This is a genomic window from Marinifaba aquimaris, from assembly GCF_013328345.1.
Lineage (GTDB): Bacteria > Pseudomonadota > Gammaproteobacteria > Enterobacterales > Alteromonadaceae > Marinifaba > Marinifaba aquimaris.
Window position 1 is genome coordinate 104,668 of the sequence record NZ_JABULX010000006.1, and the last position, 25,618, is coordinate 130,285.

General features: G+C 40.5%; 25 protein-coding genes. 5 read left to right on the forward strand and 20 right to left on the reverse strand.

Going from position 1 to position 25,618, the window contains the following annotated elements; genetic code table 11:
- Nucleotide 1: 1 nt before the first annotated feature.
- The 3 genes from HR060_RS06205 to HR060_RS06215 all read right to left on the reverse strand — a co-directional run bounded on the left by HR060_RS06205 (nucleotide 2) and on the right by HR060_RS06215 (nucleotide 2,291).
- The gene (locus HR060_RS06205; protein WP_174199420.1) at nucleotides 2-769 is read right to left on the reverse strand and encodes an alpha/beta fold hydrolase; all 768 of its coding nucleotides are present in this window, start codon (nucleotides 767-769) and stop codon (nucleotides 2-4) included.
- Nucleotides 769-1,791 carry a M14 family zinc carboxypeptidase gene (locus HR060_RS06210; RefSeq protein WP_174199421.1) on the reverse strand — a complete coding sequence of 341 codons (1,023 nt, stop codon included), beginning with the start codon at nucleotides 1,789-1,791 and terminating at the stop codon, nucleotides 769-771. The genes HR060_RS06205 and HR060_RS06210 overlap by 1 nt, the downstream gene beginning before the upstream one ends.
- Nucleotides 1,792-1,880: 89 nt before the next feature.
- Complete coding sequence (locus HR060_RS06215) at nucleotides 1,881-2,291, reverse strand: DUF3465 domain-containing protein (RefSeq protein WP_174199422.1); 411 nt, start codon at nucleotides 2,289-2,291, stop codon at nucleotides 1,881-1,883.
- Between the two features lie 106 nt (nucleotides 2,292-2,397).
- On the opposite strand from HR060_RS06215, the gene HR060_RS06220 reads away from it, so the two are divergent.
- A complete protein-coding gene (locus HR060_RS06220; protein WP_174199423.1) occupies nucleotides 2,398-2,604 on the forward strand; it encodes a hypothetical protein in 207 nt (68 codons plus the stop codon).
- A gap of 268 nt (nucleotides 2,605-2,872) precedes the next feature.
- On the opposite strand, the gene HR060_RS06225 is transcribed toward HR060_RS06220, so the two are convergent.
- The 3 genes from HR060_RS06225 to HR060_RS06235 all read right to left on the reverse strand — a co-directional run bounded on the left by HR060_RS06225 (nucleotide 2,873) and on the right by HR060_RS06235 (nucleotide 7,227).
- A complete protein-coding gene (locus HR060_RS06225) occupies nucleotides 2,873-3,562 on the reverse strand; it encodes a hypothetical protein (protein WP_174199424.1) in 690 nt (229 codons plus the stop codon).
- Between the two features lie 2 nt (nucleotides 3,563-3,564).
- Complete coding sequence (locus HR060_RS06230) at nucleotides 3,565-5,235, reverse strand: hypothetical protein (RefSeq protein WP_425487454.1); 1,671 nt, start codon at nucleotides 5,233-5,235, stop codon at nucleotides 3,565-3,567.
- 120 nt (nucleotides 5,236-5,355) lie between these two features.
- A complete protein-coding gene (locus HR060_RS06235; protein ID WP_174199426.1) occupies nucleotides 5,356-7,227 on the reverse strand; it encodes an alkaline phosphatase PhoX in 1,872 nt (623 codons plus the stop codon).
- Between the two features lie 327 nt (nucleotides 7,228-7,554).
- Between HR060_RS06235 and HR060_RS06240 the strand changes: the two genes are divergently transcribed.
- Complete coding sequence (locus HR060_RS06240) at nucleotides 7,555-8,940, forward strand: M20/M25/M40 family metallo-hydrolase (RefSeq protein WP_246283094.1); 1,386 nt, start codon at nucleotides 7,555-7,557, stop codon at nucleotides 8,938-8,940.
- On the forward strand, nucleotides 8,940-9,404 hold the full coding sequence (locus HR060_RS06245) for a hypothetical protein (RefSeq protein ID WP_174199428.1): 465 nt from the start codon (nucleotides 8,940-8,942) through the stop codon (nucleotides 9,402-9,404). Before HR060_RS06240 ends, HR060_RS06245 begins: the two co-directional genes overlap by 1 nt.
- 44 nt (nucleotides 9,405-9,448) lie before the next feature.
- Here HR060_RS06245 and HR060_RS06250 read toward each other — a convergent pair whose 3' ends face one another.
- Entirely contained in the window at nucleotides 9,449-10,045 is a 597-nt protein-coding gene (locus HR060_RS06250) for a GTP cyclohydrolase II (RefSeq protein WP_174199429.1), read from the reverse strand.
- A gap of 238 nt (nucleotides 10,046-10,283) precedes the next feature.
- Here HR060_RS06250 and HR060_RS06255 point away from each other — a divergent pair, with 238 nt between their 5' ends.
- Complete coding sequence (locus HR060_RS06255; protein ID WP_174199430.1) at nucleotides 10,284-11,054, forward strand: substrate-binding periplasmic protein; 771 nt, start codon at nucleotides 10,284-10,286, stop codon at nucleotides 11,052-11,054.
- A 5-nt stretch (nucleotides 11,055-11,059) separates the two neighbouring features.
- Here HR060_RS06255 and HR060_RS06260 read toward each other — a convergent pair whose 3' ends face one another.
- The 8 genes from HR060_RS06260 to HR060_RS06295 form a co-directional block, all read right to left on the reverse strand.
- Nucleotides 11,060-12,307: an SAM-dependent methyltransferase gene (locus HR060_RS06260; protein WP_174199431.1), complete on the reverse strand. Its 1,248-nt coding sequence runs from the start codon at nucleotides 12,305-12,307 to the stop codon at nucleotides 11,060-11,062.
- A 15-nt stretch (nucleotides 12,308-12,322) separates the two neighbouring features.
- Complete coding sequence (locus tag HR060_RS06265) at nucleotides 12,323-13,102, reverse strand: DUF1365 domain-containing protein (RefSeq protein ID WP_174199432.1); 780 nt, start codon at nucleotides 13,100-13,102, stop codon at nucleotides 12,323-12,325.
- Complete coding sequence (locus tag HR060_RS06270; RefSeq protein WP_174199433.1) at nucleotides 13,099-14,352, reverse strand: NAD(P)/FAD-dependent oxidoreductase; 1,254 nt, start codon at nucleotides 14,350-14,352, stop codon at nucleotides 13,099-13,101. Before HR060_RS06270 ends, HR060_RS06265 begins: the two co-directional genes overlap by 4 nt.
- On the reverse strand, nucleotides 14,349-15,092 hold the full coding sequence (locus HR060_RS06275) for an SDR family NAD(P)-dependent oxidoreductase (protein WP_174199434.1): 744 nt from the start codon (nucleotides 15,090-15,092) through the stop codon (nucleotides 14,349-14,351). Before HR060_RS06275 ends, HR060_RS06270 begins: the two co-directional genes overlap by 4 nt.
- Nucleotides 15,093-15,097: 5 nt before the next feature.
- Nucleotides 15,098-15,529 carry a nuclear transport factor 2 family protein gene (locus tag HR060_RS06280; RefSeq protein ID WP_174199435.1) on the reverse strand — a complete coding sequence of 144 codons (432 nt, stop codon included), beginning with the start codon at nucleotides 15,527-15,529 and terminating at the stop codon, nucleotides 15,098-15,100.
- 14 nt (nucleotides 15,530-15,543) lie between these two features.
- Entirely contained in the window at nucleotides 15,544-16,929 is a 1,386-nt protein-coding gene (phrB, locus tag HR060_RS06285) for a deoxyribodipyrimidine photo-lyase (protein ID WP_174199436.1), read from the reverse strand.
- A 23-nt stretch (nucleotides 16,930-16,952) separates the two neighbouring features.
- Nucleotides 16,953-17,897 (reverse strand): YbgA family protein, encoded by a 945-nt coding sequence (locus HR060_RS06290; protein WP_174199437.1) that lies wholly within the window; start codon nucleotides 17,895-17,897, stop codon nucleotides 16,953-16,955.
- Between the two features lie 231 nt (nucleotides 17,898-18,128).
- Entirely contained in the window at nucleotides 18,129-18,356 is a 228-nt protein-coding gene (locus HR060_RS06295) for a hypothetical protein (RefSeq protein ID WP_174199438.1), read from the reverse strand.
- A gap of 120 nt (nucleotides 18,357-18,476) precedes the next feature.
- Between HR060_RS06295 and HR060_RS06300 the strand changes: the two genes are divergently transcribed.
- Nucleotides 18,477-18,737: a DUF5062 family protein gene (locus HR060_RS06300; RefSeq protein WP_174199439.1), complete on the forward strand. Its 261-nt coding sequence runs from the start codon at nucleotides 18,477-18,479 to the stop codon at nucleotides 18,735-18,737.
- A gap of 233 nt (nucleotides 18,738-18,970) precedes the next feature.
- Here the strand turns inward: HR060_RS06300 and HR060_RS06305 are convergent, their stop codons facing one another.
- The 5 genes from HR060_RS06305 to HR060_RS06325 all read right to left on the reverse strand — a co-directional run bounded on the left by HR060_RS06305 (nucleotide 18,971) and on the right by HR060_RS06325 (nucleotide 25,503).
- Nucleotides 18,971-22,102: an efflux RND transporter permease subunit gene (locus HR060_RS06305; RefSeq protein ID WP_174199440.1), complete on the reverse strand. Its 3,132-nt coding sequence runs from the start codon at nucleotides 22,100-22,102 to the stop codon at nucleotides 18,971-18,973.
- Between the two features lie 10 nt (nucleotides 22,103-22,112).
- On the reverse strand, nucleotides 22,113-23,276 hold the full coding sequence (locus HR060_RS06310) for an efflux RND transporter periplasmic adaptor subunit (protein WP_174199441.1): 1,164 nt from the start codon (nucleotides 23,274-23,276) through the stop codon (nucleotides 22,113-22,115).
- A gap of 251 nt (nucleotides 23,277-23,527) precedes the next feature.
- Nucleotides 23,528-24,214 carry a ChrR family anti-sigma-E factor gene (locus tag HR060_RS06315; RefSeq protein ID WP_174199442.1) on the reverse strand — a complete coding sequence of 229 codons (687 nt, stop codon included), beginning with the start codon at nucleotides 24,212-24,214 and terminating at the stop codon, nucleotides 23,528-23,530.
- A gap of 10 nt (nucleotides 24,215-24,224) precedes the next feature.
- Complete coding sequence (locus HR060_RS06320) at nucleotides 24,225-24,863, reverse strand: sigma-70 family RNA polymerase sigma factor (RefSeq protein ID WP_246283095.1); 639 nt, start codon at nucleotides 24,861-24,863, stop codon at nucleotides 24,225-24,227.
- 82 nt (nucleotides 24,864-24,945) lie between these two features.
- On the reverse strand, nucleotides 24,946-25,503 hold the full coding sequence (locus HR060_RS06325; protein WP_174199443.1) for an LON peptidase substrate-binding domain-containing protein: 558 nt from the start codon (nucleotides 25,501-25,503) through the stop codon (nucleotides 24,946-24,948).
- Nucleotides 25,504-25,618 lie beyond the last annotated feature (115 nt).

The window sequence follows — 25,618 nt, forward strand, 5'->3', positions numbered from 1 at the left end:
TCTAACATTTTGAGTCAAACCAGCTTCTTAATGCGGTTATCACAAAATCAGCATCATCTAGTGCCATGTCATGGCCTGCTTTGTCATTTAACAAAATAGGTAGCGACCAAAACTGAGCGATTGCTTTTGAACATTTAGCTGAAACGAGCTGATCGTTTTCACTAACAAGAAGTATGCATTTTTGTTGAGGTTTTTTGATGATAGGGCTACTCGCTGCAGCGAATAACTGGCGAAAGGCATTGACTGTGCGTACAGGAAATTGCTTGGCGATGGCTAACCAATGGTTAATAGTATCCTGTCTAACATACTTGTCATTAATGTTAGACGTCAACTTAAAAACCATGTGTTCTTTTTTAATTTTTGATAAAAATAGAAACACAGTAACAAGCGGGTAACACTGCCAATTTAGGCGCTGATAAAAAGGTGAGAACTGTTTTAAGCTGGTATTAATCAAACATAAAGATTGAATTCTTTTAGGTTCGGCTTGCGCCCACTCTAAAGCAATCATTCCTCCCATCGAAATGGCCACTACATCAACAGATTGTTGTTTGGGTAACTGACCATCCAATTGAACAGACAAACTTTGCCGCATAGCTGAAATGCTACTTGGGCTGTCTTCTCGATATTGATGACCATTACCCGGAATATCGAGGCAAATAACTCGGCGTTTTAACTGAATAGATAGCTGCTTGGGAAAGTCGCCCCAGTGGTATTGGTTGCGCAATAAACCTCTGATTAATAATACAGGTCGTTCGTTAGATAGCTCCATTAGTTGTCGTACCACAGCTGAGTCGCTTTTTGCTCCATGGACAAACTCTTACCATCATTTAGCCAATTTTTATAAGATGCGGTGGCACGCATCAAAAAATCCATCAGTATAAGGTGACTTCGCAACACGCGCTTCACTCGATGAGGTTTCATTGGATGAAATAAGCCCAAAGCTTTTAATAACTGAATAGGGTTTTTCTTCACCCAACGCCACGATCCCATTTCGAGTGTAAGCGGTAAAAATACTGTTTCAGTTTTTAACGACTCATCATATAAATAATCCCACAAATCACCATGGCATAAATAATGTTTGGCTTGAGGTTCAAATACATAACTCAAATGCGGGTAGGTCTGAAATAAAAGCTCGCGCAGGTGATAAACCTCACCTATGTGATGAATCGGTTTCAGTTTACTTTTAGCATAGGGAAACCAAAGCCTATCATGTAAGCCAAAGCCTGAATGACAATCGAGTACAAGGCTAAAAGGCGATTGAAAAACATTGCTGCGAATAAAGTCAGTCACGGCTTGGGATTCAACTTCAAGCTGATTTTTTGTTCCTCTGAACCAAGGAATGTGTTTACTTAATCGCTGTCCACCGACTAAAAAGGCCGTTTTTTCTTGGCTTTCTACGGGCGCATTTCTCATCAAGTCAACATGATTACCATTTGAACGCCAGTGCTGCGCTACCCCAACAGGGTTAACCAAAGGAATAAAGTTAATTTGTACTGTTTCCAGCATTTGCTGAATGGATAACTCCCATTGCATTCGGCCCAATAAGGTTTCTAAAAAACCAATTAACACCTGAGAGCCAATGCGCTCAAGACCGTGTACACCGCCAACAAAAGTAATACAAGGCGCTTTTGAATTTTCTGTGCCTAAAGAAATGGCATGAATAGGAAATAACTGATTTTGATAAGGCACATGAGCTAAAACTTGACTGCGTAATAAGCTGCGGTTGGATTCAATAATAAACTCAATTTGCTTGAGTTCAGGCAAAGTATCTAGCAACAATCTATTTGGCATATGGGTTAAGCTTAATCTTGCTTAAATAGTAGACCACGCTAGCAATTTAAAAAGTCACTTTTAAGACACCCAGCATTTTTACCAATAAATTATTGATACAAGATATTTTTGTGTTTAATCCAACCATCAGTGTGACGTTTTTTCGGATCGTGATGCGTCCAATGCACAACTCCGCCTTTATTGTTCCATTCATACTCACCGTAAACTTCAACCCAATCACCTACTTTTAGCGAGTTAATTTTTGGCGCGAGATCGATATTGTGAGCAATTAACAATGTCTGTTTTGACGCTAACTTGACGATAAACCTTTGGTGTTTACTGCCCTTCAAATCATCAGGTAACAGTTTAATGACCCTTGCTTTAAATTGGATCTGTAGATCAGAACGCTTATTTTCATATGCCTGTGCTAATTGTTTAACCGCTGATAATGATTGCCCGTAGCCATAGCTAACAACTGAAAAGCACAACACGAATAATAGGTATTGAATTAACTTAACCAAGGTGCTTACCTTTTGATTTTGAAATAAAACTTAACGCCATCGTTAATATTAATTTAACAAAGCCAGTTCAAAATACCCAACAAGTCATGAAGTAGTGAGAAAAGAAATGGCAGATAATATGGTTAACTCAACACACAACATTATTGTTAATGAACTAGCAGGCCTTGGTTTAATTAATGAATTAAACCGTGATTTTGTACAGCAACCTGATGATTTAGCACAATTGCTAGAGATGATGATGCTAGATGACAGTTTATCTAATAAATTAAGATTTCAATTAGCCAATTACCTTCACTGCATTCAAGTGCACTAAATACTTCTCTTCAAAATGCAGAGGTGAGAATGACACGAAACCACCTCTGCTTTTTCTGCACCTAGCGATCATTTCAACTGAATATCTATTAACACTAAAGCCGACGTTTCATCCTTTCCGCTAGCAAACTAAATGCATTGTCAACACAACCAAGCTACGTATCTATCCAGCCGTTAAACTTGAGTCGTGATGATCACTTATTTGATTAACTTCTCTTAGATAAATCAAGCACACTTAATTAAAGTGTGCTCTAGAGAAGTCACAGCTGTTAATTAAGCTGAAGTGGACGTTTTGTCTTAACCGCCAATTGCCACAACATGAGTAATTTGACAATTAAACTGGCAATGACAAGTAAAGTTAAATCAGCGACTTGCCAGCCTAAGGTATACAGCACCAGGGCTTTACCTGCGAAATACCCCAAGACAGAAAACTGTAACCAGCGCCCTAACCAAACCCCATAACTAGATGCAATAGGAAATTTAAATTGCGCAACCCACAAACTGAATTTTGCCATCGACCAAACAAGTAAACCAACGACAAAAAACGAACTGATAATATGCCATTGTTGCCAACCCACAACTTGCGCAGATTTGGCCGGACCGGACCAAAGTGCATCCCAACTTACCGTTAATATCAACGCAAACGTAATTAACCTGAAATGGCTTAAGCTGTCGACATCTTCATCACTTGCCGTGAACTCTTGGTAAAGGAAAATAGCGATACAAACAAAAGCAAAAACCCCCACCCAAGGCGTAATGGTCGGAATGAAATGCATACTCGCTAAAGTAAGTAAATAACCAGCAGCAGGTAATAAGGTGTGCGACAAAGACACACCAACTAACCAAGTGTTAAGCAAGCCATGTTTTTGTAGAGCTTGTCGCTGCAACAAGGTGGCCATCACCACATCCGTGCCAATCGCTAATGCCATCAAGCCGCAAGCATAAACATAATCAAACATGATTATTTTGCTCCTTGTTGTGCCTTAGCTTTGATAGCGTTAGCGGTATTTAAGGCCGAATGTTGCCAATTAAGGCGGATATCGTATTGGTAACGATTCGCTTCATCTAGCGGAGCCTGTGAATCGTCAACTTGTTGTAATACATTTTTAGCTTTGCCAATTACAGCATCGCGGCCAAAAAGGTAACTCTGCTCTTTAACTAACGTGAAGTAGGCTTTATTTAAATCAAGCGCGCGTTGCTTTGATGGCATAATAAGTTGATAGACGTTATCAAGTGCCAATACTTTTTGTTTGTTAACCTGACCATCTGAAGTGAACCAGTTATCTAACATTTCTTGGTTTTGTCTAAACTCATCACCTCCACCTACACGTTGTAAATAGGTTAGAAACTCCCCCTGCTCTTCACCTATAGTAGGTACATCCTTTTGGGCTTTAAGATCAATGTAACCCCAACCAGCTAAGCCGTCTAACTTACGGGCAAAAGAGAACGTTTGGTCGATAGTACTACCCACAGTTTTATGGCAACCGTTGCAAAATTCCATTTCTTGATCGTGCTGTTGACGAAGTGCTCCCGCTTCATCTTCGATATAAGCATTGATGGTCCAACCAAAGCCGTTGCCAATACCGCGATCACCTAAGTGATTCGTTTTAGGTAATTGTTCAAATTCCTTTTCTTTAAACTCAGTAAAATAAGCACTTTTTAGTTTGGCTACACTCTTAAACATATGCTTTTTCATGTAGCGCACTTCTTTCATACGTGGCGCATTGTAAATCTCGCCTTGGGAATTAATGCCTAGATAACGTACCGTATGTAAAAACTCAGTCCCTTGCGGGTACAACATCTTCTCAATTTTGACGTTTTTTGCATCGCCCAGGTAATGCGACTGTTTGACAATGTGATTAACAAGACTGTGTTTGCCATCTTTGTTTAAGTCTTGGCCAAGTTGCTTTTCATCAATGGTTAATGTTGATAATTGTTCGCTATCTTTAATTGCCATCTCAACTAACGCTAAGTTGGCAAAATAAACAGCTTCATTGTATTGACCGTTTAGCTGACGAAATGCCTCTGGCAGACGGATCATCGCATCACCAGTTGAACCATTTGTTGGCCAAAAAGTACTTGGGAAAGGTTTGTAATTATAAGCCACCCAAGCACTACCGTCTTTCGCTAAGCCTTTTTCATCAAAGGCTTTGTCAGGATAAGCTAAGTTCTCAATCGGTGTGTATTCACCTCGCCATTGCGTATCTTTAGCTTTTGCATCAATAAATACTTGATAGTTATCTTGCTCAACCCAGCGTTGAATCATTTCATCGCTAAGTGATTTTATTTGTTCTGTTCGGTCGGTAAACAAGTTAACCCAGCTATTTTCCATCCCAAGATCAGAAAATTCATATTCGCCTTGTAACCCGCCATCTGCCATTAAGTTACTTCTTTGTTCGGTTTGTGAGTAAGTTTGATGACACACATAACACGGATTATTTTTACCTTCGGTACGGGTGTAACACTGAGGAGGAATAACCGCTTCTGGGTTGTATTTTTCATTGTGCTTAATGTAATCAAGCGCTTTTATTGAGTTAACGGCAGCTTGGCTAGCAATAGCAACATTGTGCAAACCAAAAGCGATGAAGGTAGCCAATAGCGAAAACGCCATTGATAAGTGAGTGCGTGGCATATTAGACATGATGGACTTCGTTTATTTCGTGTAAAGCAGGTCAAAGAATGGTTATTCTTTATCAGTTGAGAATAGGCACGAAAGCCAAAAGCGTCTTTCGTGCCTTACTCAAAGCGTCAGTTACTTAGCAACTGGCTCGTATAACCATAACGTATTGTTTTCTTGGAAGCCGTCTTCACCAATAATGATGCGACCGTCGTCCATTACAATCACGTTATCTGGTTGTGATAACTGATCAACATCACAACGCGCTGCACCATCTAGGCTAGAACGGTAAGTAGAGCCCATAACAACAGGTTCAATGCGAGAGATGTCATAGTTTTCGTTTAACATTGCACGATATACACCACCACAATCTTTAACACGGCTAGATAATTGAACATCACCTTCACCGTCGATAAGAGTTTTGTCGATATCCGCAATAGCTAAATATAAGTAAGCCGCTTCAACATCTTCACCAGCAATGGTATCAACACCCTCAACCGCTTCTTGTGCGCGTTTGGTGTTAATAGAAATACCTTCAAGCTTACGCCATTCAGCTGTCGCACCTAATTGGCGAGCAGCTTGACGAGACTCTAAGAATGCCACTCGATCATCCATTGGTTGACCGGCTGTCACTTTACCACCGCCATTTTCAACAGTAGGGTAAGTTGCAGCACCTGTTGCCCATGCTTCAACATCAGCAACTGTCATGTAGCTTGTTTCGCCATCAACGTATTGGTCTGTGCCAATACCGTCGAATTCATCAATCCAACCTTCAATTGTTGCATTGTCACCGTGTGCTAACTCAATCCAAGACACACCAAAACCCGTTGTTGCAGGGTCGTTTTGACCTGCGTCTTGAGTCAATTTAGCACCGTATAACGTACCAGCACTTAAATCTTCAGCCGTGTCAGCAACGAACTTGAATAAAACGCCCCCCGTATCATCTTGTGATAAGTAAACTGTTTTGCCATCAGGCATTACTGTTGCATTCTCGTGCTCGTAACGACCTAAAGTAAAGTGCTTCACAGGCATTGGTGTTTCACCAACTGCATCTTTAATTTCAACAATGTAGCCATAGTCATAAGGGTTTGGTGCAGCTGGTGCAGTTAATGCCCACATGTTACCTAAGATTTGACCCGCATCATTAACTACTTCAGGGTTATTCCAAGATGCAGATTGAGTCGTATCAACCTTTGAGCTAACAATCCACTCTTCAGATGTTAATGGTGTATTCCAAGGCGTAACTGAACCAAAACAGTTTGCTGCAGTACCGTTTACCGCACTGAAATCAATCATTTCAGCATCAGTAACTGACCAGTAACCCATAGCATCTTTTTCAACCATCAAACGGCTCATACCGCCTGGATACATTTCCCAGTTAGTAAATAAATAACCTTTACCTTCACCCATAGATACATAGCCGTTAAAGTCAGGCATATCGTTTTCTAGTAAAAGTTCATCAGGGTTGTTGATAGCATAGATATGGCCTAAACCTTTAGCTAACATGCCGTCGTATGTGTCGCCAGTTTGACCTAATACTTGGTATTGACCATAAGCAGAAATAACTGTTTGACGTTCCATTTCACTGCTAGGAACAGGTGATTCAATCAATGTTTCTGGTAAGTCGTTGAAGTTAACACCAGCTAAAACACCTACTGTACCCGTGTTGTAGGCAACGTTGTTTAAGCTATCTGTTTCAACGTTTGCATCACTTGGGTGCTGAGCGTTGAAGAATAAATCACCTTCATCCGTTAAGAAGATACCTGTCACTTCTGCACCAGTAGGAACCGTTGCTAAACGCGTTAATTTACCAGCGTTTGGGTTATTGACCGATGGGTCTTCTTTAACCGCTTTAACCGTATCAGAAACCGTTGCTGGTTCGCCTTGTGGACCTTGAGCACCTTGTGGGCCTACAGCACCCGTTGCACCGTCATCACCATCACAAGCAGTTAGCGCTAAAGTAATAGCCGTAGCTAAAACAGAAAGTTTAAGTTTTTTGTTATTCATTATATTTCTCGTGGCTAGTTTGTAAAAACGCAGCTAATTTATTCAGGCAAAATGAAAGAAAAATGGTAGAAATAAGTCAAACAAATGACAGATTAGACCAGTGCAAAGTTGACCACCAGTCATAAACTTTATTTTGAAAACGCGATAAATGAGTAAACCTCAGCTTTGACAGGGCATGAGTCAATTTATCAATTAAGCGTGACTCCCTCCTCAAATGTGATGTGCAAGATTATTTAATTTTCTTTAAACACCTAATTAGGCGAGACAAAGTTAGCTTGGCAACATAAAATGTCGGTCAACTTACTGTGATAATGATCAATGATTCATATGAAAAAAACGCTTTTGTTAGGCATCTCAACCTTACTCTTTTCATCTTTTTGTCTTGCCGCACCTAAATTTAATGACAAAGCGATAAAGCAACTGCAACAAAACAGCCAACAATCAGACTTGGCATATGAACTCGTCGCATCACTGACAACAGAAATTGGTCCGAGGTTAGCGGGTAGCGAAAATGACTTAAAAGCCGTTGATTGGGCGCATCAGAAGATGACGGAACTGGGCTTTGATAAAATTTACAAACAGCCCGTCCAGGTTCGAGATTGGCAACGCGTTTCAGCGTCTTTACAAGTAAGCAGCCCTTATCAACATGAGTTAAATGTTAGCGCTTTAGGTGGCTCAATCTCGACCCCTGAACAAGGCATTAAAGCATCAGTTGTTCGCTTTGAATCCTTACTCGATTTACAACAAGCAAACCGTCAAGATGTTGAAGGTAAAATTGTTTATCTTGCAGGCAAAATGGAACGTGACAAAACAGGTGAATCGTACGCTAAACAAGTAAGCGCAAGAACGCACGGTGCAATTGCAGCCGCTAAACTAGGCGCAAAAGCAGTCATCATTCGTTCTATTTCAACAGCATCTTCTGCTAATCCGCACACTGGTTCATTGCGCTATCACCCTGAAATTGCAAAAATTCCTGCCGCAGCAATTGGTGTCAGTAGCGCGGAGTTACTCGATCGCTTATTTAGTTACGACAAAGGTGTAGAAATTGCACTTAACATACAAAACCAAGAGCAAAACTGGAAAACATCTTATAACGTAATCGGTGAAATCACAGGTTCAACAACACCCGATGAATATGTATTGCTCGGTGCCCACTTAGATTCTTGGGATTTAGGGACAGGTGCACTTGATAATGGCGCCGGCGTAGCGATCGTCACAGCAGCAGCACATGCAGTAAAACAACTGGGGCAACCAAAGCGCAGTATTCGAGTGGTATTGTTCGCTAATGAAGAGTTTGGCTTAAAAGGCGCCAAAGCATTTGCTAAACAACACGAACAAACACTAGATAACATAGTTGTTGCCGCTGAGTCTGACTTTGGTGCAGGTGATGTCTGGCGTTTTGATACACGCGTAGCACATTCAGCGCTGAGCTTCACCGATGAAATATTGGCCAAAGTGAGACATTTAAGTGTAATGCGTGGCCACAATCGCGCATTAGGTGGACCAGATGTATCTGTGTTAGCAAAGCTAGGCGTGCCTGTTGTTAACTGGTTACAAGATGGCCGTGATTACTTTGATTACCATCACAGCCAAGAAGATACTTTAGATAAAATCGATCCAAAAAACCTACAGCAAAATGTTAGCATTTACGCTACCTTTGCCTATATGGTCGCAAATAGCGACATCAACTTTAGAAATCAACAGGATAAGTAGTGGCATCTAAAGAAAAATTGCTCAACAAGGAAGCGTTTCAGCAAGACTTAAAACGCAAAAAGCAGCAGGCAGAAATCGCCCGTCAGCAAGCCGTTATTCAAGAAAAAATGGCAGCGTTACAAGAGCTTGAAGATACAAGTAAAGCGCAAGCTGTTGAGAAAAAGGCAGGATTTACCAAAACTAAGCTGGTTTTATTGGGCTTAGTTTTTCTGATCTTGTGTTTGCTTCCCTACCCGAAGCTTGTGACCTATTCGAAGTTGAAAGTAACTGCCAATAGTATTTACATTCCAGAGCGGTTTGGCTACGGCAATTTTTTCCTCGATACCAAAGGCCGAGTTGAACTCGATAGCCGCAACAACTGGGTTTACATTTGTCACTCAATTAAAGATAAAGAAAACTGCCAGCGTTATCACTTATTAAAAATAGAAGGCCCTATAGCAGTTTTAATTCACTGGTTTAAATAAAATAAGACACCAATAAAAATGCCGGCATAAAGCCGGCACTTTTATTAGAGCTTTAGCTTGTGCTCACCGCGTTCTTTTTTAGTTTTCAGATACTGAGTATTGTCTTCTTTCAAATGAATACTCGTTGAAACGTGCTCGATAAGCTCAAATTCAGCTTCCATTGCTTTTATCTTACGTGGGTTGTTTGTCATCAACTTTAACTTTTTAACCCCCATCGCTTGCAGCATAGACACTGCATCATCAAAGCTTCGCTCATCATCTTTAAAACCAAGGTGCTCATTAGCTTCGTATGTATTCATACCTTGGCTTTGTAGTACATAAGCATCAATTTTATTGTATAAGCCAATACCACGACCTTCTTGGCGTAGGTATAAGATAATACCGCCCTGTTGGCTCATTAGCTGAATACTTTCATCTAACTGCTCACCACAGTCACATCGCGATGAGTGAAAAACATCACCTGTTAAACATTCTGAGTGAATACGCACTAAAGGCGCATCTTGCGCAGAATCGGCTGAGCCAAATACCATAGCAATATGCTCGTTATCGCGATCAAAATCGGTAAACGATACAATTTCTGCAGGAATGTCACTATTAGCGCCAACTTTTAATACTGCTCTGGCTCTAACTTCATTTGGCATAGACTTCGCTCGACTGTAATGAATTAACTAAAGGGCGCGTATTTTATGCCCCGACTAGGCTAGCGTCAAATATCTCACCGCACCAATAGACTATTTGATAGAAAATATTGTTCCATTGAACGATTAAATTTTACTCATGTAAATTAAATCTACTTATTACATACTTAAAAATAAAAGCCTGAAGTGAAATAACTCACGCGCTATCAGAAAAATTTGTACGTAAATACGGTTGCTAACGATGTTAAAAAGCCCTGTTTTTTTGTTCTTACTACTAAGTTTGTTCACGCTTGCTGCACAAGCAAAAACCAAGATCAAAGTGGGAATGAATGTCCACTCTCCTTTTTACTTTGAACACGGCGGCGGTGCGGGCACTGAAATCATAAAAGTTTTCAATAAGCTGCAAGATAACTTCGAGTTTAAAGCGATAACCGTTCCTGTTAGAAGAACACCACAAGCACTTAGAGATAAATGGATTGATATTTCAATGTGGGATAACCCCGAGTGGGCTGAGCATCTGGTTCCGGTGACAACATCAATCAGTATTCTAACCTCATACGATCGTTTTATTTCCAAACAAGCTGAACTGACGCCAGTTAAAATCGAGCAGCTTCTCAACAATCACACCATCGCTTTGGTACACGGCTATCATTATCGCTTTACTGATTTTGAAACAGACAGCACAAAGCTCAATAAGAGATTTAACGTAATGCTGGTCAGAGATGAAGAAGCCGTTATTGATTTGATTATTCAAAATCGAGCTCAAATTGGGGTATTAAGTGATACAACACTTAACTTTTACCTAAAACAACACCCTGAAGTTAAGCTTGTCATTAATGTATCAAAGCAGTTCGATACCCGCTTCAACCGATATTTTCTTATTCCAGAGGGAGCAAAAATATCTGCAAAAACAATTAATGAGCTAATTGTTAAAGCAAATAAGTCAGGTTTGTTAGCGCCTATTTATAAAAAATACGCACTAAACAAACCCAACTTCGGTGAAGTCGATTAAATCAGTTAGTTTGCCTTTCTGGCAGTTAAATGAACGGTACTGATCACTTTTTCTAAAAAAGCGCCTTCACAGTAACAAAGATAGTACTCCCAAAGGCGTTTAAACTCAGTATTGTATTTTTGCTGATTTAGACTTGGGTAAATTAAATTAAATTTGTCACGCCAGTCGTTTAATGTACGCGCGTAATCTAACCCTATATCGTTGATGCCTTGAATGACCATATCCGTGCTTTTCGCGATGTGGTTGGACATGACACTGATTGAAGGCAAACACCCTCCAGGGAAGATGTAACGCTGAATGAAATCCACGTGGTTGAGGTAGTAGTCATAGCGTTGATCAGCAATAGTAATTGCTTGGATCAACATCTTTCCGCCCGGTTTTAATAGGCTATCGCATTTGGCAAAAAAGCCAGATAAGAATTTATCTCCCACAGCTTCAATCATTTCAACCGAAACCAACTTATCGTAAGTGCCTGTTAATTTGCGATAATCTTGTTTTAACAAGGTAATTTTATCTTCCAAACCCAGTTGTGCGATACGCGCTTTAGCATAATCGTGCTGGGCTTCAGAAATAGTTGTCGTCGTCACTTTGCAACCGTAGTGCTGGGCTGCATAAATAGCCATACCGCCCCAACCGGTACCGATCTCAATCAGATGATCATCTGAAGACAGTTCTAACCTTTGGCAAATCGTCTCAAGTTTGTTGAGCTGTGCTTTATCTAACGTATCAGCAGTATCTGAGTAGATAGCTGATGAGTACATCATTTCAGGGTCTAGGAAACCGCTGTACAAATCATTACCCAAATCGTAGTGCGCTAGAATATTGCGCTTTGAACCTTTCTCGCTGTTGGCGTTATTGCGGTGAAAGAAGAAGTTTTTGATTTTAGCCAACCAAGCAATTTTACTTTCGATCTCATCAAGCTGTTTTTGGCTTCTGGCAAATACTTGAATAACGTTCGTCAAATCTGGGCTTTGCCAGCGGCCATCCATGTAAGCTTCCGCTGCTCCAATACTGCCCTCTTGAACAAAGGTTTTATAGACGTTACTGTCCAAAATTTGAATTTGGCATTGCAGCTTCGCTTGCTGATTACCGACAGTGAATCTGTCTTGTCCTTCAATGAAGGTAATGCCAGCATCATTAATGGTGTTTAAAACAGCAAACACAATTTTTTTGTGAGCATTAAAACCATCTAAGGCTGATTTGACCGATGATGAAGCTTGGCTTTGATTTGATTCTAGTTGCAAGTTTTCCATCTTAACCTCTCTTTGCTAGCTCTTTTGCGCCGATTTGGGGTAAGGCACAAAAGGCACGCGTTTAAAAAACAACTTCGCGGCTTGCCAATAAATGGCAGTTACTATCTTAAAAGTCATAGCAGGTAACGATAACCAAGTGGCCATCACAGCTTTTGCACTAAAAGGCTGTTTACTCAGTACTAATGTGGCATCGAATACTTTTTTTTCAGCTTGATGGTTTTCAATATGAACTAAACAACGCTTTTCAGGTGCTTTAATTCGCCACTGATATTGCATATCAATCGGCATAAAAGGCGATACATGAAAAACTTTTTCAGTATCGGCTTGCACGTTCATATCGACCAAATAGTAATGACGTTCATTCCAAGGTGTGTTACTGACTTCTGCAAGCATGTAACGGCACTCTTGTTCTGTGTCATAGCAAAAATAAAAATTAACCGGGCTAAAGTACAAACCGAGACATCTAGCTTGCGCTAACATGGTTACTCGCCAGTCGCTGCTATCGTCGGCTTGTACTGGCCATTCGCCACCTAACTGCCTGACTTTGTTACCAATACGGGCTTTTAAGTGGCCGGGTTCACTTTTTATATAATCTTTTTCAACAAACCGAATAGGGTTATACCAACGGCTACCAAAGAGCTTAGTTTGCTGAGCTATATTTGCTAATTCGTCAACATCTATACCCAACATGTAAAGCTGATAATCAAAAGCATGCTTTTTCGGGCTCAGGCGTCTATGCCGAACTGAGCCTTGATAAATACCAGAATGAAGCGTGTTAGCGTCAATTAGGCTCATAAATGACATCCAAAACGCTTAGCCACATCTACAGCACTTCTTACACCGTCTTCGTGAAAGCCGTTATACCAATAAGCACCTGTAAAGTGAGTGAAGTTATGACCACAAATCATCTCTCGTTTTTGCTGGGCTTGCATACTATTTTGATTAAAAACAGGGTGCATATAATTGAACTTACGAAGAATTTTATCCTCTGCAATATCCTTGGTCTGATTCAGGGTCACACAAAAAGTGTGTTCAGATTCAATACCCTGCAAGATATTCATATCATAAGTGACCGAAGCAGGACGCTTGTGATCATCAGATAAACGATAATTCCAACTCGCCCATGCCAGCTTTGCTTTTGGCAGCATAGCTTCGTCAGTGTGTAAAACCACTTCGTTGTTGGCGTATTCTAACTGCCCGAGAATTTGCTGCTCTAATGCAGTTGCATCATTTAATAACGCTAGCGCTTGATCAGAGTGGCAAGCGAAAATAACTTCGTCAAAATGCTGCACAGGTGCATCTTCAAAGTGAATTTCAACACCTGTAGGTAATCGATTGACGTGCTTAATTTTGCTGTTTAACTGAATCTTGTCAGCAAAGTTTTTTGTCAGTGGTTTGATGTAATTACGAGAACCACCTGGGATCACATACCACTGAGGTCGGTCGTTGATATTTAATAAACCGTGATTGTGGAAAAACTGAATAAAAAACTTTAACTGGAAGTCTCGCATTTGAGTCAAACTTGTTGACCAAATAGCTGCTCCCATTGGCAGGATGTAGTGCTCTGCAAAATGGGCAGAAAAACGATTTAGATCGAGAAAGTCGCCCAAGGTTTCTTTTGTCGACATATCATCGGCGGCATGGCGTTCTTTACACATTTTATTAAAGCGCAGTATTTCTGAAATTAAATTCCAAAAAGAAGGCTTAAATATGTTACTGCGCTGAGCAAATAAGGTGTTCAGGTTATTGCCGTTGTATTCAAGTCCTGAGTTTAAGTTTTGTACACTGAAACTCATTTCTGTTTCTTGCCTATCGATGCCAATTTGACTTAATAGTTTGAGAAAATTTGGGTAGGTTTTATTGTTAAACACAATAAAGCCGGTATCGACGGCATAGTTTTGGCCACCAACATTGACATCAACCGTGGCGGTATGTCCACCGATATAATCATTTTGTTCAAAGACGGTGACTTGATGTTTTTGAGACAGTAAATAAGCCGATGTCAGTCCTGAAATACCTGAGCCGATGATAGCGATATTTTTCATTTTTTTATTGTCCTTACCGCTAGCTTTTGCCATAACCCAAAAGGTAAGCAACCCAGCATTTTTAAAATTAGTGTAAATCGTTTGGGAAAGTGAATGACCGCGTGTTTTTGAGCAAGGCCTTGCACAATTCTAACTGCGGCTTGCTCTGCGCTTATCAAAAAGGGCATTTTAAAATTGTTTTTATCAGTCAGTGGAGTTTTAACAAAACCAGGCTCAACCAAAGAAACATGAATACCATGAGGCTTTAGATCTAAACTCAGGCTTTTAGCTAAGTAGCTCATACCAGCCTTAGAGGCGCCGTAAGCTTCAGCGCGTTGCAAAGGTAAATACGTCACACTCGAGCTGACTAAGGCAAGTTGGCTGTTTTTTTCCAAAAGCGGAATTGCCGCTTCAAGCATATAACCCACACTGATTAAATTAGTTTTAATGATGCGTTCGAACAATGGCGAATCAAACTGCAGCGCATCATCGATGTATTCGCAATCGCCTGCATTTAAAATAACCAAATCAAGCTTATCTAGGCTAGCAAAAACGGTATCGACCTCAGCTTTATTGGTGATGTCAAAGATAAGCGGTTCAATCAACGAGTTTTGGTCAACTAAAGACGCTAAGCGTTGCTCATTACGCCCACAAGCGAATACATGACATCCTAACTCAGCATACTGTAGGCACAGTGCTTTGCCGATACCAGATGAAGCCCCAGTAATTAAAACTTGCTTGTTAGCAATACTACTCACCATACCTCCTAACGACTGGCTCTATTTTTAATGGCTTTAACACCCCAGCCCAGTAAAGGGATATGCTCGTATAACATGGCTCCCATATCGACATAATCTCTATGGCGAATCACCCTATCGCCAACAATCGTCAATAAAGAATGACCTTCGACCTGAATATCTTGGCCTGAATTTAATTTGGGGTGGCTGTAAACCATGGTCCAGTAAATAGCCGCTTGATTATCCTGCGCGATATAATGATGAATATCAAAATGAATATCAGTGACGTTTTCGTAAAGATTGGCAAAATATTGATTGAGATCAGTTAACCCAACAACTTTATGCAGCGGGTCTTCAAACTCGATCTCATCGTGATAGATATCGGTCAAGCGCGCTAAGTTGTCCTTATTAAGCGCTTGGTAGGTCGATAAAAAATGTTGCAACCATTTGGGCTGAGCCATATAAAATCCTGTTATTAAGCTTGTTTATAAAACTCAAGTGCCGCCAATCTCGCAGATTTATGCTCAACAATAGCAGGACAATAATCTTTTTGTCTGCCTTGCTTGGCCAAATATTCATGTGGGAAGTGAATATGTTTATCAGGCACTTGCTTTAGTTCCTGACAATATTTACGAATAAAGGTACCTTGAGGATCAAACTTCTGGCTCTGTAAAATGGGGTTAAAGACCCTAAAGTAAGGTTGTGCATCGCACCCCGTACTCGCAGACCACTGCCAGCCTCCATTATTTGCCGCAAACTCACCATCAATCAGGTGCTGCATAAAAAACTTCTCACCTAAACGCCAATCACATCTTAAGTGTTTAGTTAAAAAACTGGCGACAATCATTCGCAGACGATTGTGCATCCAACCCGTATCGAGTAACTGCTTCATTGCAGCATCAACAATTGGGTACCCAGTTTTACCTTCGCACCAAGCTTTAAACCATTTATCGTTGTTAGGCCAAGCTAATTTGTCGTATTTGTCATTGAAATTTTGATGCTTACATAAGTTGGGGTAGTGATAAATTAAATGCAGGTAAAAATCACGCCAAATTAATTCGTTTAACCAAGCAAATTCAGGGTAATTGGGGTTTTCCAATAATTCAGGCTTAGATTGAATCAGCTGCGACGCAATAGCCCGAGCACTCAAGGTACCAATTGCAAAATAAGGCGATAAACCTGATGTGCCTTTGATACCTGGAAAATCCCGATTCTCGTGATAACCGCGTAATTTGAACTGAAAAAAGTTAGGTAACACATCTTGTAAAACCTGATCAGCTAAAGGCCAACGGGAGGAGTCGCGTCTTTGAATCTCAAATTCATCGAACAGCTCATTTTCATCCGTAGTTGGAAGCACTTTGCCTTCTGGTACAGACGTTACTTGCAAACCCTGATGTAAAACGTGCTTAAGCCAAGCGCGCTTAAACGGTGAAAAGACTTTAAACATCTGCCCTTGACCATTTAACACACTGCCTGCAGGGACAATGCAATCATCAGCAAATAAAGTTAAGTTTAATCCGCGATTAATTATTTGCTGATCTCTTAATTTTTCATTGAGTAAAAGCTCAATGTTCGCGAGCAGCGAATCATTTTTATGATGACTCACTATATACTCAACTTGCGCATTAAAATCATCAACTTGAACTACCTTGAGCTCAATGTCATATGCAGCTAACTGTACTTTGAGCAGTTTGAGATGACGTATGATGAAGTCGGCCTGAATAGGCGCCATGTCATGCTGTTGCCACTGCTTGGGCGTAACAAAAAAAAGCGCGGTATCCGCGCCTTTTTCAATACCTGCTGTTAATGCAGGATTATCAAAGATTCGTAAATCTTTTCTAAACCAAATTACCGTTTTCAATTGAATTCCTTCATTCAGCAGATTTAGTAGCCATATCTAAGCTTAAGTTCAACCGGATACGGTTCAAAATAAACCTGTTGAGCCAAATACTCTTTAGGATGCTCCCTCAAGTAATGCTTGAGTAAAGTGATAGGCCCCATTAAAGGCATCACCCCATCTCTAAACGCTTTTATGTGTTCAGAGAGTTCAGCTTTTTGCTCTTTGCTGAGTTGTTTTTTGAAATAACCTTGCAAATGCATCAGAGTATTTGTGTGTGACTTACGGCTTGCCTTGTTTTTAAGTGCTTGCATGAGGCGAGTAATATAACGATCAGCTTGTTCGGCTAATTCAATATCTGCTCTGGCAAGCAGTTGGCCGAGCTCTCGATAGCCTTCGTAGTCGTGCGCCATAATCAAATATTTGTATTGACTGTGGAACTCGATCATTTTGTGCTTGGTTAGACCGTCTGCTACCAAACTTTGCCAATTTTTGTATGCAAAAACACGCATAACAAAATTTTCTCTTAAGATTGCATCGTTTAAGCGGCCGTTTTCTTCACATGGTAAATTTGGATTCGCTTTCATGATTTGTTCGGCAAAAACACCAATGCCAATTGATTCAGAGCCTTTGCCGTGGTCGTGATAAACTTTAACTCGTTCCATGCCGCAAGATGGGCTTTTAGCGCAGAAAATAAAACCGCTAAGATCTGATATTTTACTTGCAACGGAGCGGCCGTACTCGACCATTGGGTCGGTGACATCACCACTGCCGTCAGGTCGACAAACTTTGATAACGTCTCCATATCGCACTTGGCGGATAGTCGGCCGAGGGACGGGCAAACCGACTGCAACTTCTGGGCAAAATGTTTTGTATTCAACATGCTTACCCAATTCTTCTACACAAAAATGAGAGCGCTTGTGGCCAGAATCAAAGCGGACTTTTTCCCCTTTGACGCATGCGCTAATACCTAATTTAATAGCTTGTGACATATTTTTACTCCACCACCGACTGTAAAAGTGATTCATTTAAATATACGCCATAGAAAATAAAACGATCAGGTATTTTTATTTTTTAACTAACGCTAATCAAAAAATAGCCAATAAAAACATTACATTAACATAAATACTAAACGAGAAGTTCCCCCTACCTGAGTATTGAGTGAGATAAAAAACCTGTGTCTAAAACACAAGTTTTTTATCAACGACAGACTTTTAAGAACGTTAAAGCTGATTTTTATACAGCACACTATCTTTCATAAAGATACTGATATTTTTATAAGGGTCAGCAAGTAATTCCATGTGTTTAACCAAGCGAGCTTCAATCGCAGTATGAGCCCAAGTGGATAAACTCAACAATGTACAGATAGTTGATGCGCCGTATTGATTCACAACAGCCCTTCCCTTAAATGTAACCCCTTTATTTATGTTAGCATTTTGTTTTTTATTCATTTATTAAACCTAGCAATCAAAAGTTAAAAAACGAGTATCTGGGTGGAAAAACTGTTCACTTTTTTGATTGCTAAAGGAGTTCAATAACCACTATGATGGTATAAAAAGGAGCAGGTGGAAATGAAAAAAATTAAAAACGAAGCTGAATTACTCAAACTCGCACTCAAAATCGGTGAGGGTTATGCTCAAAACCGAGGCTATAAAGCATTTTCAGCTACTGATGCTCAAAAACAAAAAATTGAATGTCTCTATCGCTTGTTAGTCCAAGATAAAATGGTCCAACCATTGCCAGAAGACAAAGAAGACTTACTAAGCATGAAGCACAAATTAGCATTGTGGATCGCTAAAAAACTACCTGCTGATCATCCATTGGCAAAATAACCACCATCGACGTTTTGATGTTTGTATTCGGAATCGTGAGCAAAACTGATAAGGGCGGTAAATGCGGATAATGCAGTTAGAGTTAAACATCGGGAGCTCATAGCTAACACTGATTTTTAAAGACTTTTAAGTATTACAGATGTGTGTAATCTTGCCATTTAAAAAAGTAGGGTAGCTCAATGAACAGATACAAAAAGGCGAGCAAAGCTCGCCTTTAAGCTCAATAGAATGAGTTATTCTGTAATCGCTTTTTCAACGGTATCAGGTGAAGCCTTTAGCTTTTCTCTGATACGCTGAATAACCAAGTAGAAGTATGGTACCAGTAAAGTACCAAAGATGGTTGCAGCTAACATACCTGATAACACAGTAATACCGAGGAAAATACGGCTACTAGCACCTGCACCACTAGCAAACACGAGCGGTAATACCCCAAGTACAAAAGATAAGGCAGTCATTAATACAGCTCTAAAGCGCAAACTAGCAGCACTCAGTGCTGCATCAAATATACTCTTACCTGCTGCGCGCTCTTCCATCGCAAACTCAACAATTAATATTGCGGTTTTGGTTGATAAGCCAATTAACAGTACTAAACCCACTTGCGCATAAATGTTGTTTTCCATTCCTAAGGTATAAAGCGTTAACATGGCACCAAATACTGCCAATGGCACTGCGGCTATAACAGAAAATGGAATACTCCAACTTTCATATTGTGCAACCAAGAATAAATAAACAAATAAGATAGCAAGCGAGAATAAGATAGGTGCTAAATTGCCTGCCTCAATCTCTTGCTTAGACTGCCCAGACCATTCAAAAATAAAGCCTTGTGGTAGTTTTTCTGATAACTCTTCCATGACCTGAATTGCCTGTCCAGATGAGTAACCTTCAGCCGCTTGTCCGGTAATACTCGCACTGCGATATAAGTTAAAGTGATTAATACTGGTTGGCCCCAAAATAGGTCTCAACTTAGCTAATGTAGTAAGCGGCACCATATCGCCATCTTGGTTACGTACAAAGTAATGACGCAAATCAGAGGGGTCTTTCCTAAACTCAGTTTCTGCTTGAATTGTCACTTGATAAGTACGACCAAACTGACTGAAGTCATTGATATACATAGAACCCAGTTGCGCCTGCAACGTAGTGTAGATGTCAGATAATACAACACCTTGCGCTTTAGCTTTGTTGCGATCGACCTCTAACATGTACTGAGGCACATTGGCACGATAAGTACTAAATACGCGATTCAGTTCAGGCCTTTGGTTAGCTTCATAAATGAGCGCATTCATCGCTGAAGCTAATTCGGCAGGAGTCTGACCACTACTATCTTGCAGCTTATATTCGAAACCTGAACTGTTGCCTAACCCTGGTATTGGCGGCGGGTTAAAGATCATGATTTGCGCATCAGGCATTGCCCATAATGGCCCCATTAAACGCTTGATAGTGGAGCGTAAATCTTGACCAGGTTCTGTGCGCTCTTCCCAATCTTTTAAGATAACAATACCAAAGCCATTGTTAGAACCTGCACCGCCCAGCATTGAGTAACCTGCAACGGTAATAAAGTCAGTCACCGCAGGGTCATCTTTAATCATAGGGGTGATTTTATCGAGCAGAACTTGTGTTCTATTACTTGATGCAGCATCCGGTAACTGAATATCAACAAAAACGTAACCTTGGTCTTCTCCAGGTACGAAACCGGTTGGTACAGATTTAGTGAGATAACCTGTTGCAACAAATACGATGATAACTAATACACCAATTCGGGTGACGCGTTTTAACAAGTAGCTTACGCCAGTTGCATACTTGCCAGTCATGTTATTAATACCGCGCTCAAAACCTGATAACCAAGAAATTGGTTTCATTTTATCGGCGCTAAGTAAAACGGTACAAAGAGCAGGACTTAAGGTTAAAGCATTAATAGATGAAATAATGACGGCAAAAGATATGGTCACCGAGAACTGTTTATACAACTCACCTGTTATACCAGGCATAAAGCCAACAGGCACAAATACCGCCAATAATACTGAGGTGGTGGCGATTATGGGCCCTGATACTTGTGACATCGCCTTAGTAACCGCTTCTTTTATCGGTAACTTTTCTTCCCTTAAAATACGTTCAACATTTTCTATAACAATAATGGCATCATCAACAACAATCCCAATTGCCAGAACTAAGCCAAATAAGGTGATGGTATTGATGGAGTAACCCATGACCATCATAAAAGCAAAAGTACCGACCAAAGAAACGGGGATGGCTAGCGATGGGATAATCGTCGCCCGCCAGTTTTGTAAAAATAAGAAGACCACTAAAATAACCAAACCAACGGCTTGATAAAGTGTCACTTTCACTTCCTCGATTGAGCGGATAATGAATTTAGTAGTATCAAACGGAATTACATAATCTAGGCCATCAGGAAAACGCTGTGCAAGCTTTTCCATTTCAGCTTTAACCTGAGTCGCAACTTGTGTCGCATTGGCATCTGGTAATTGATAAATAACCAAAAAGGCGGTGTCGTTGCCATTTAGCTTAGCTTGAATACCGTAATCTTTGGAACCGAGCTCTAATCGAGCAACGTCTTTTAACCGAACAAAGTTACCATCAGAACGCGCTTTAATAACTGTTCGACCAAACTCTTCTGCGGTCTTTAAGCGGCCTTTCGCTTGAATTGAGTATTCAAATTGCTGCTGAGGTAAAGAAGGACTGCCCCCGAGTTTACCAGCAGCGACAATCAAGTTCTGCTCTTGTAACGCGTTTTTAATATCCATGACGGTAATAGCCAATGAGGACATGCGGTCTGGCTTTAACCAAGCGCGCATACTGTAGGTCATCTCCCCCATCACTTCAGCTGAAGCAACACCAGGAATACGCCCCAAAGGCTCTACCAAAGAGTTTGTTGCGTAATTGCTCAAGAACAGCTGATCAATACCATCTTGCTTCGAATACAAGTTAATGGCCATCAACATAGAGCTGGATTTTTTCTTAACACTGACACCTTGTCGGGTTACCTCAGCCGGTAATGAGCTAGTTGCTAACGCCACTCTGTTTTGTACATTAACCTGCGCTAAATCACCATCAGTGCCGACTTTAAAAAAGACCGTAATCGTGGCTTGACCATTATTCGATGCGGTTGATTCGACATACATCATGTCTTCAACCCCATTGACTTGCTCTTCGATGGGGCGAATAACCGACTCTTCAACCACCTGCGCACTCGCGCCTGGGTATGTAGCCGTAATTTCCACTTGTGGTGGGGTAATTTGCGGGTACATATTAACGGGTAGTAACCCCATACTGATAAGACCCGCTATAGTGATCACTATAGAGATAACAAAGGCGAACTTGGGCCTATGGATAAAGGTTTTGCTAATCATCCTCTAGCTCCTAGTTAACCAAATCTTTAATGACACCCGTTGTTGGGTCGACGTGTTTTTCAATCGCCTTAACTTCAACACCGGAGCGAACTTTTTGTAAGCCTTCAATGATAATACGTTCGCCATCTTGCAGCCCAGATTCAACCACCCACATTGCATTCATTCTTCGACCCAGTTTGACCACACGCTGCGCAACTTTATTATCTTCTGTAACGACTAAAACAAAATTACCTTGTAAGTTTTCTTGTACTGCGGCTTGAGGTACCAGCGCCATTTCATTTTTCTTTTTGCTTTCCATCAGAACCGTAACATAAAGCCCAGGTAGAATAACTTTTTCAGGGTTAGCAAACTCGGCTCTTAATTCAATAGTCCCCATCCCCTCTTCTATTTTGGTGTCAGCAAAGGTCAGGTAGCCCGGCTCTGGATATAAGGTGTTATTCGGTAATCGCAATGAGATATCAATTGGCACTTGTTTTGGGTCGATAATCCGACGGTGTTTTTGTAGATGAGTGACATAGTCAGCTTCTTCAATTTGAAAGCTAGCATAAATAGGATCAAGTGAAGTTAATGTTGCAATAGTGCCATTTGTCGGTCCAACAACTGTGCCTTTGTCAAAATTCACTTTACCAATACGACCTGCCATCGGCGCTTTAATCTCGGTATAACTTAAATTTAATTCTGCTTGCTCTAATTTAGCTAACGCTACATCAACGGCAGCCTTAGCTTTGGAGTCATGAGTGACTAATTTATCGAGATCCGATTGAGAGATATAACCGTCTTTCGCTATTTTTCTACCACGTTTTAAATCTCTTGCCGCGCCTTCGGCAACCGCTTTACTGCTCGCTAAATCTGCTTTAGCCGACTCTAAACTCGATATAAATGCAGCAGGATCGATTTTTAAAAGTGTTTGCCCCTGCTCAACAAAGGAACCTTCTTCGAATTTTTGCTCAATTAATTCCCCTTCAACACGTGCTCGCAAATCAACTTCTTGCGCAGCAACTGTTCGGGCAACAAACTCCCGATATCCGCCTACAGGTTCTGTTTTGATGGCATAAACCGATACCGCAGGTGGCGGCATTTTATTTTGAGTTTGTGAATTATCGCCACAGGCGGATAAGAGCATGATAGATGTGAAGGTAAACAGGGGTATTAATACGTTTTTAAACGATAACATGGGGGATTCCTGATCTTATTTGAAGTTCCGTTTAAAGCTTAGTCGATATGTCTAAACTTATATGTTGTAAACGTTTTTTCTTTTAAAAAAGAACAACATTATTTATAGCTAACATTAACAATAAATACCATATTAAAGCTTTTTTGCAGATTGAATTGTTAAGAGTTGATAAGCAAAGCGAAGAAGTGAGCATGAGTTATTACAAATAAAAAAGCTGGGAACCCCCAGCTTTTTTATTAATTTGATTCTTATCAGTAAATCATCTTACCAATTGGGTTGAGCAATTTACTCAAACCTTGCGTGAAATGAAGTGCATCATCTGCAATTGTCATACAAAGACAACCTTTTTCACTGATAGGGGTATGTTCATGGCTGCTGTCTAACATGATGAAATCACCTTTGACGTATTCACCACTTTCGTCGCTAAAAGTACCATCGAGTAACAAGGTAAGCTCGAAACCTTTGTGAGTATGACTTGGTACACTTCCACCTGCATCAATGTGGAGTAAGTGGCTGTGTAAATCTCCCTCACCTAGATCAAGACTGGCGCGAGATATCTTACCTATTCCGCTAAAGTTTGAGTGATTGATGTTGGCAAGCGCTCTGGGTAATTGATAAGTTTGACCGTTTATTTCAACTTGCTTATCAGCAACAGGTTGACTTTGACTCACACTGTCATCACTGGTAATAGCACTTATCATGGCATCTAAATCAGCTTCGGCAAAAATTTTTGATAGCGTTTCTGTTTCGTAAATCACCTCATTAACGCCGCCATTTTCAAAAACACTTGATGCGTGTAGCTCTGTTTGCTCATCAATAAGTTGTTGGCAATCAGGACACATACTCGCGTGAATACTAATAGCAGCAGATAATGACGCAGGTAACTTGCCCTGTGTGTAGGCTTGAATTAAATCAAGTTTTGGGTGATGTTTTATCATAATACTGCTCCTAGTCTTGCGATTGGTCGTCAAGTTGCTGTCTTAGTTTGGCAAGTGCTAATCTAAGCCTAGATTTGACGGTACCAAGTGGAATGTTCAGTAATTTGGCAAGCTGTTCTTGTGTCATGTCTTGGAAATAGACAGCGCGAACAATCTGCTGTTGATTATCAGGCAAGGTATCAACCAAGTTGAGTAGGCGTTTATCCATCAGATAATCACTGAAGCTTTCCGTTTCTGTTACCTCACCTTCAACGAGTGGCCAGATATCATCACTGAGTAAATCTTCTTTCTTAGCTTGGATTTTTCGAAGTGCGTCAAAAGCAACATTTCTCATCACTGTGTAAATCCAAGTTGTTGCCGCACCTTTTTCAGGATGATAAAGGTGAGCTTTACGCCAGACGTTCGTCATGGTGTCTTGAACAATTTCGAGTGCTTGTGCCTCGTTGTTAAATTGTCTGTAAGCAACATTTTTTATCTTAGGTGCAAACCATGAAAACAAGGCTGAAAATGCTTTTTTGTCGCGTTTCTCTGCAACGGCAACCAACCACTCGGTTAACTGCTTAGAATCATCTTTTGACATAGAAGACTGGTATCGTCCTTTTGGTGGAGTCTTGTCTCTTTTTGCCATTACTGAATTAGTTACTTGCATTGCTAGTCTCTTTGCTAAACAAATCTAGTATCCATTACGCAATCACAAAATAATTAGATCAATAGTATTGCAAAATTAGGCACTAACCTAAAATAATATTGTTTAAGAAGTGTTTAGCTTGGTTAAAGCTATTTGGCTGTATAAATTGAGCTTTTTCTTGATTCTCAATAGGCAATATTTCTAACCAACGCTGGCATACCCAAGTCGCTGATTCAAAATGCGGTTCGCGGTACAACTCACTATATTGAGGGTTATGTTCAAAAACTCGTTTCAATTCATCACAAATATCCAGAGTATCTTCGCTGTGAACTTCAGGAGACCAATGCGGTATCAGACTTAAATTACCTCGTCTTAACTTGTCTTCTTCATACCAAACCTCATCTATCTTCATCATAGATTGGCCTTGTATATCAATCGAAAGCAATCCATCAGGTAAGGTTTCAAAATCAATAATTTTGACCCATGTTGCCCAACCACTTGTGCCAAACTCATTGTCTTCTTGATATAAACTAAGTGCAAAACCATCGCCCTGAACCGCCTCTTTAACCATTCTGATGTAGCGCTGCTCGAAGATACGCAAGCGTGTAACGCCGTTTGGCAATAAAAAAATGGGTAGAGGAAAAATAGCTAACTGCATCATAAACTCGTTTGTTATTTGTTAGTGATATATACGGGGTAGGCACAATCGAGGTTCATTAAGTTAAAAGAAAATAACAAGAAAAGCCTCAAACTTTTTCAAGTTCGAGGCTTAGTAT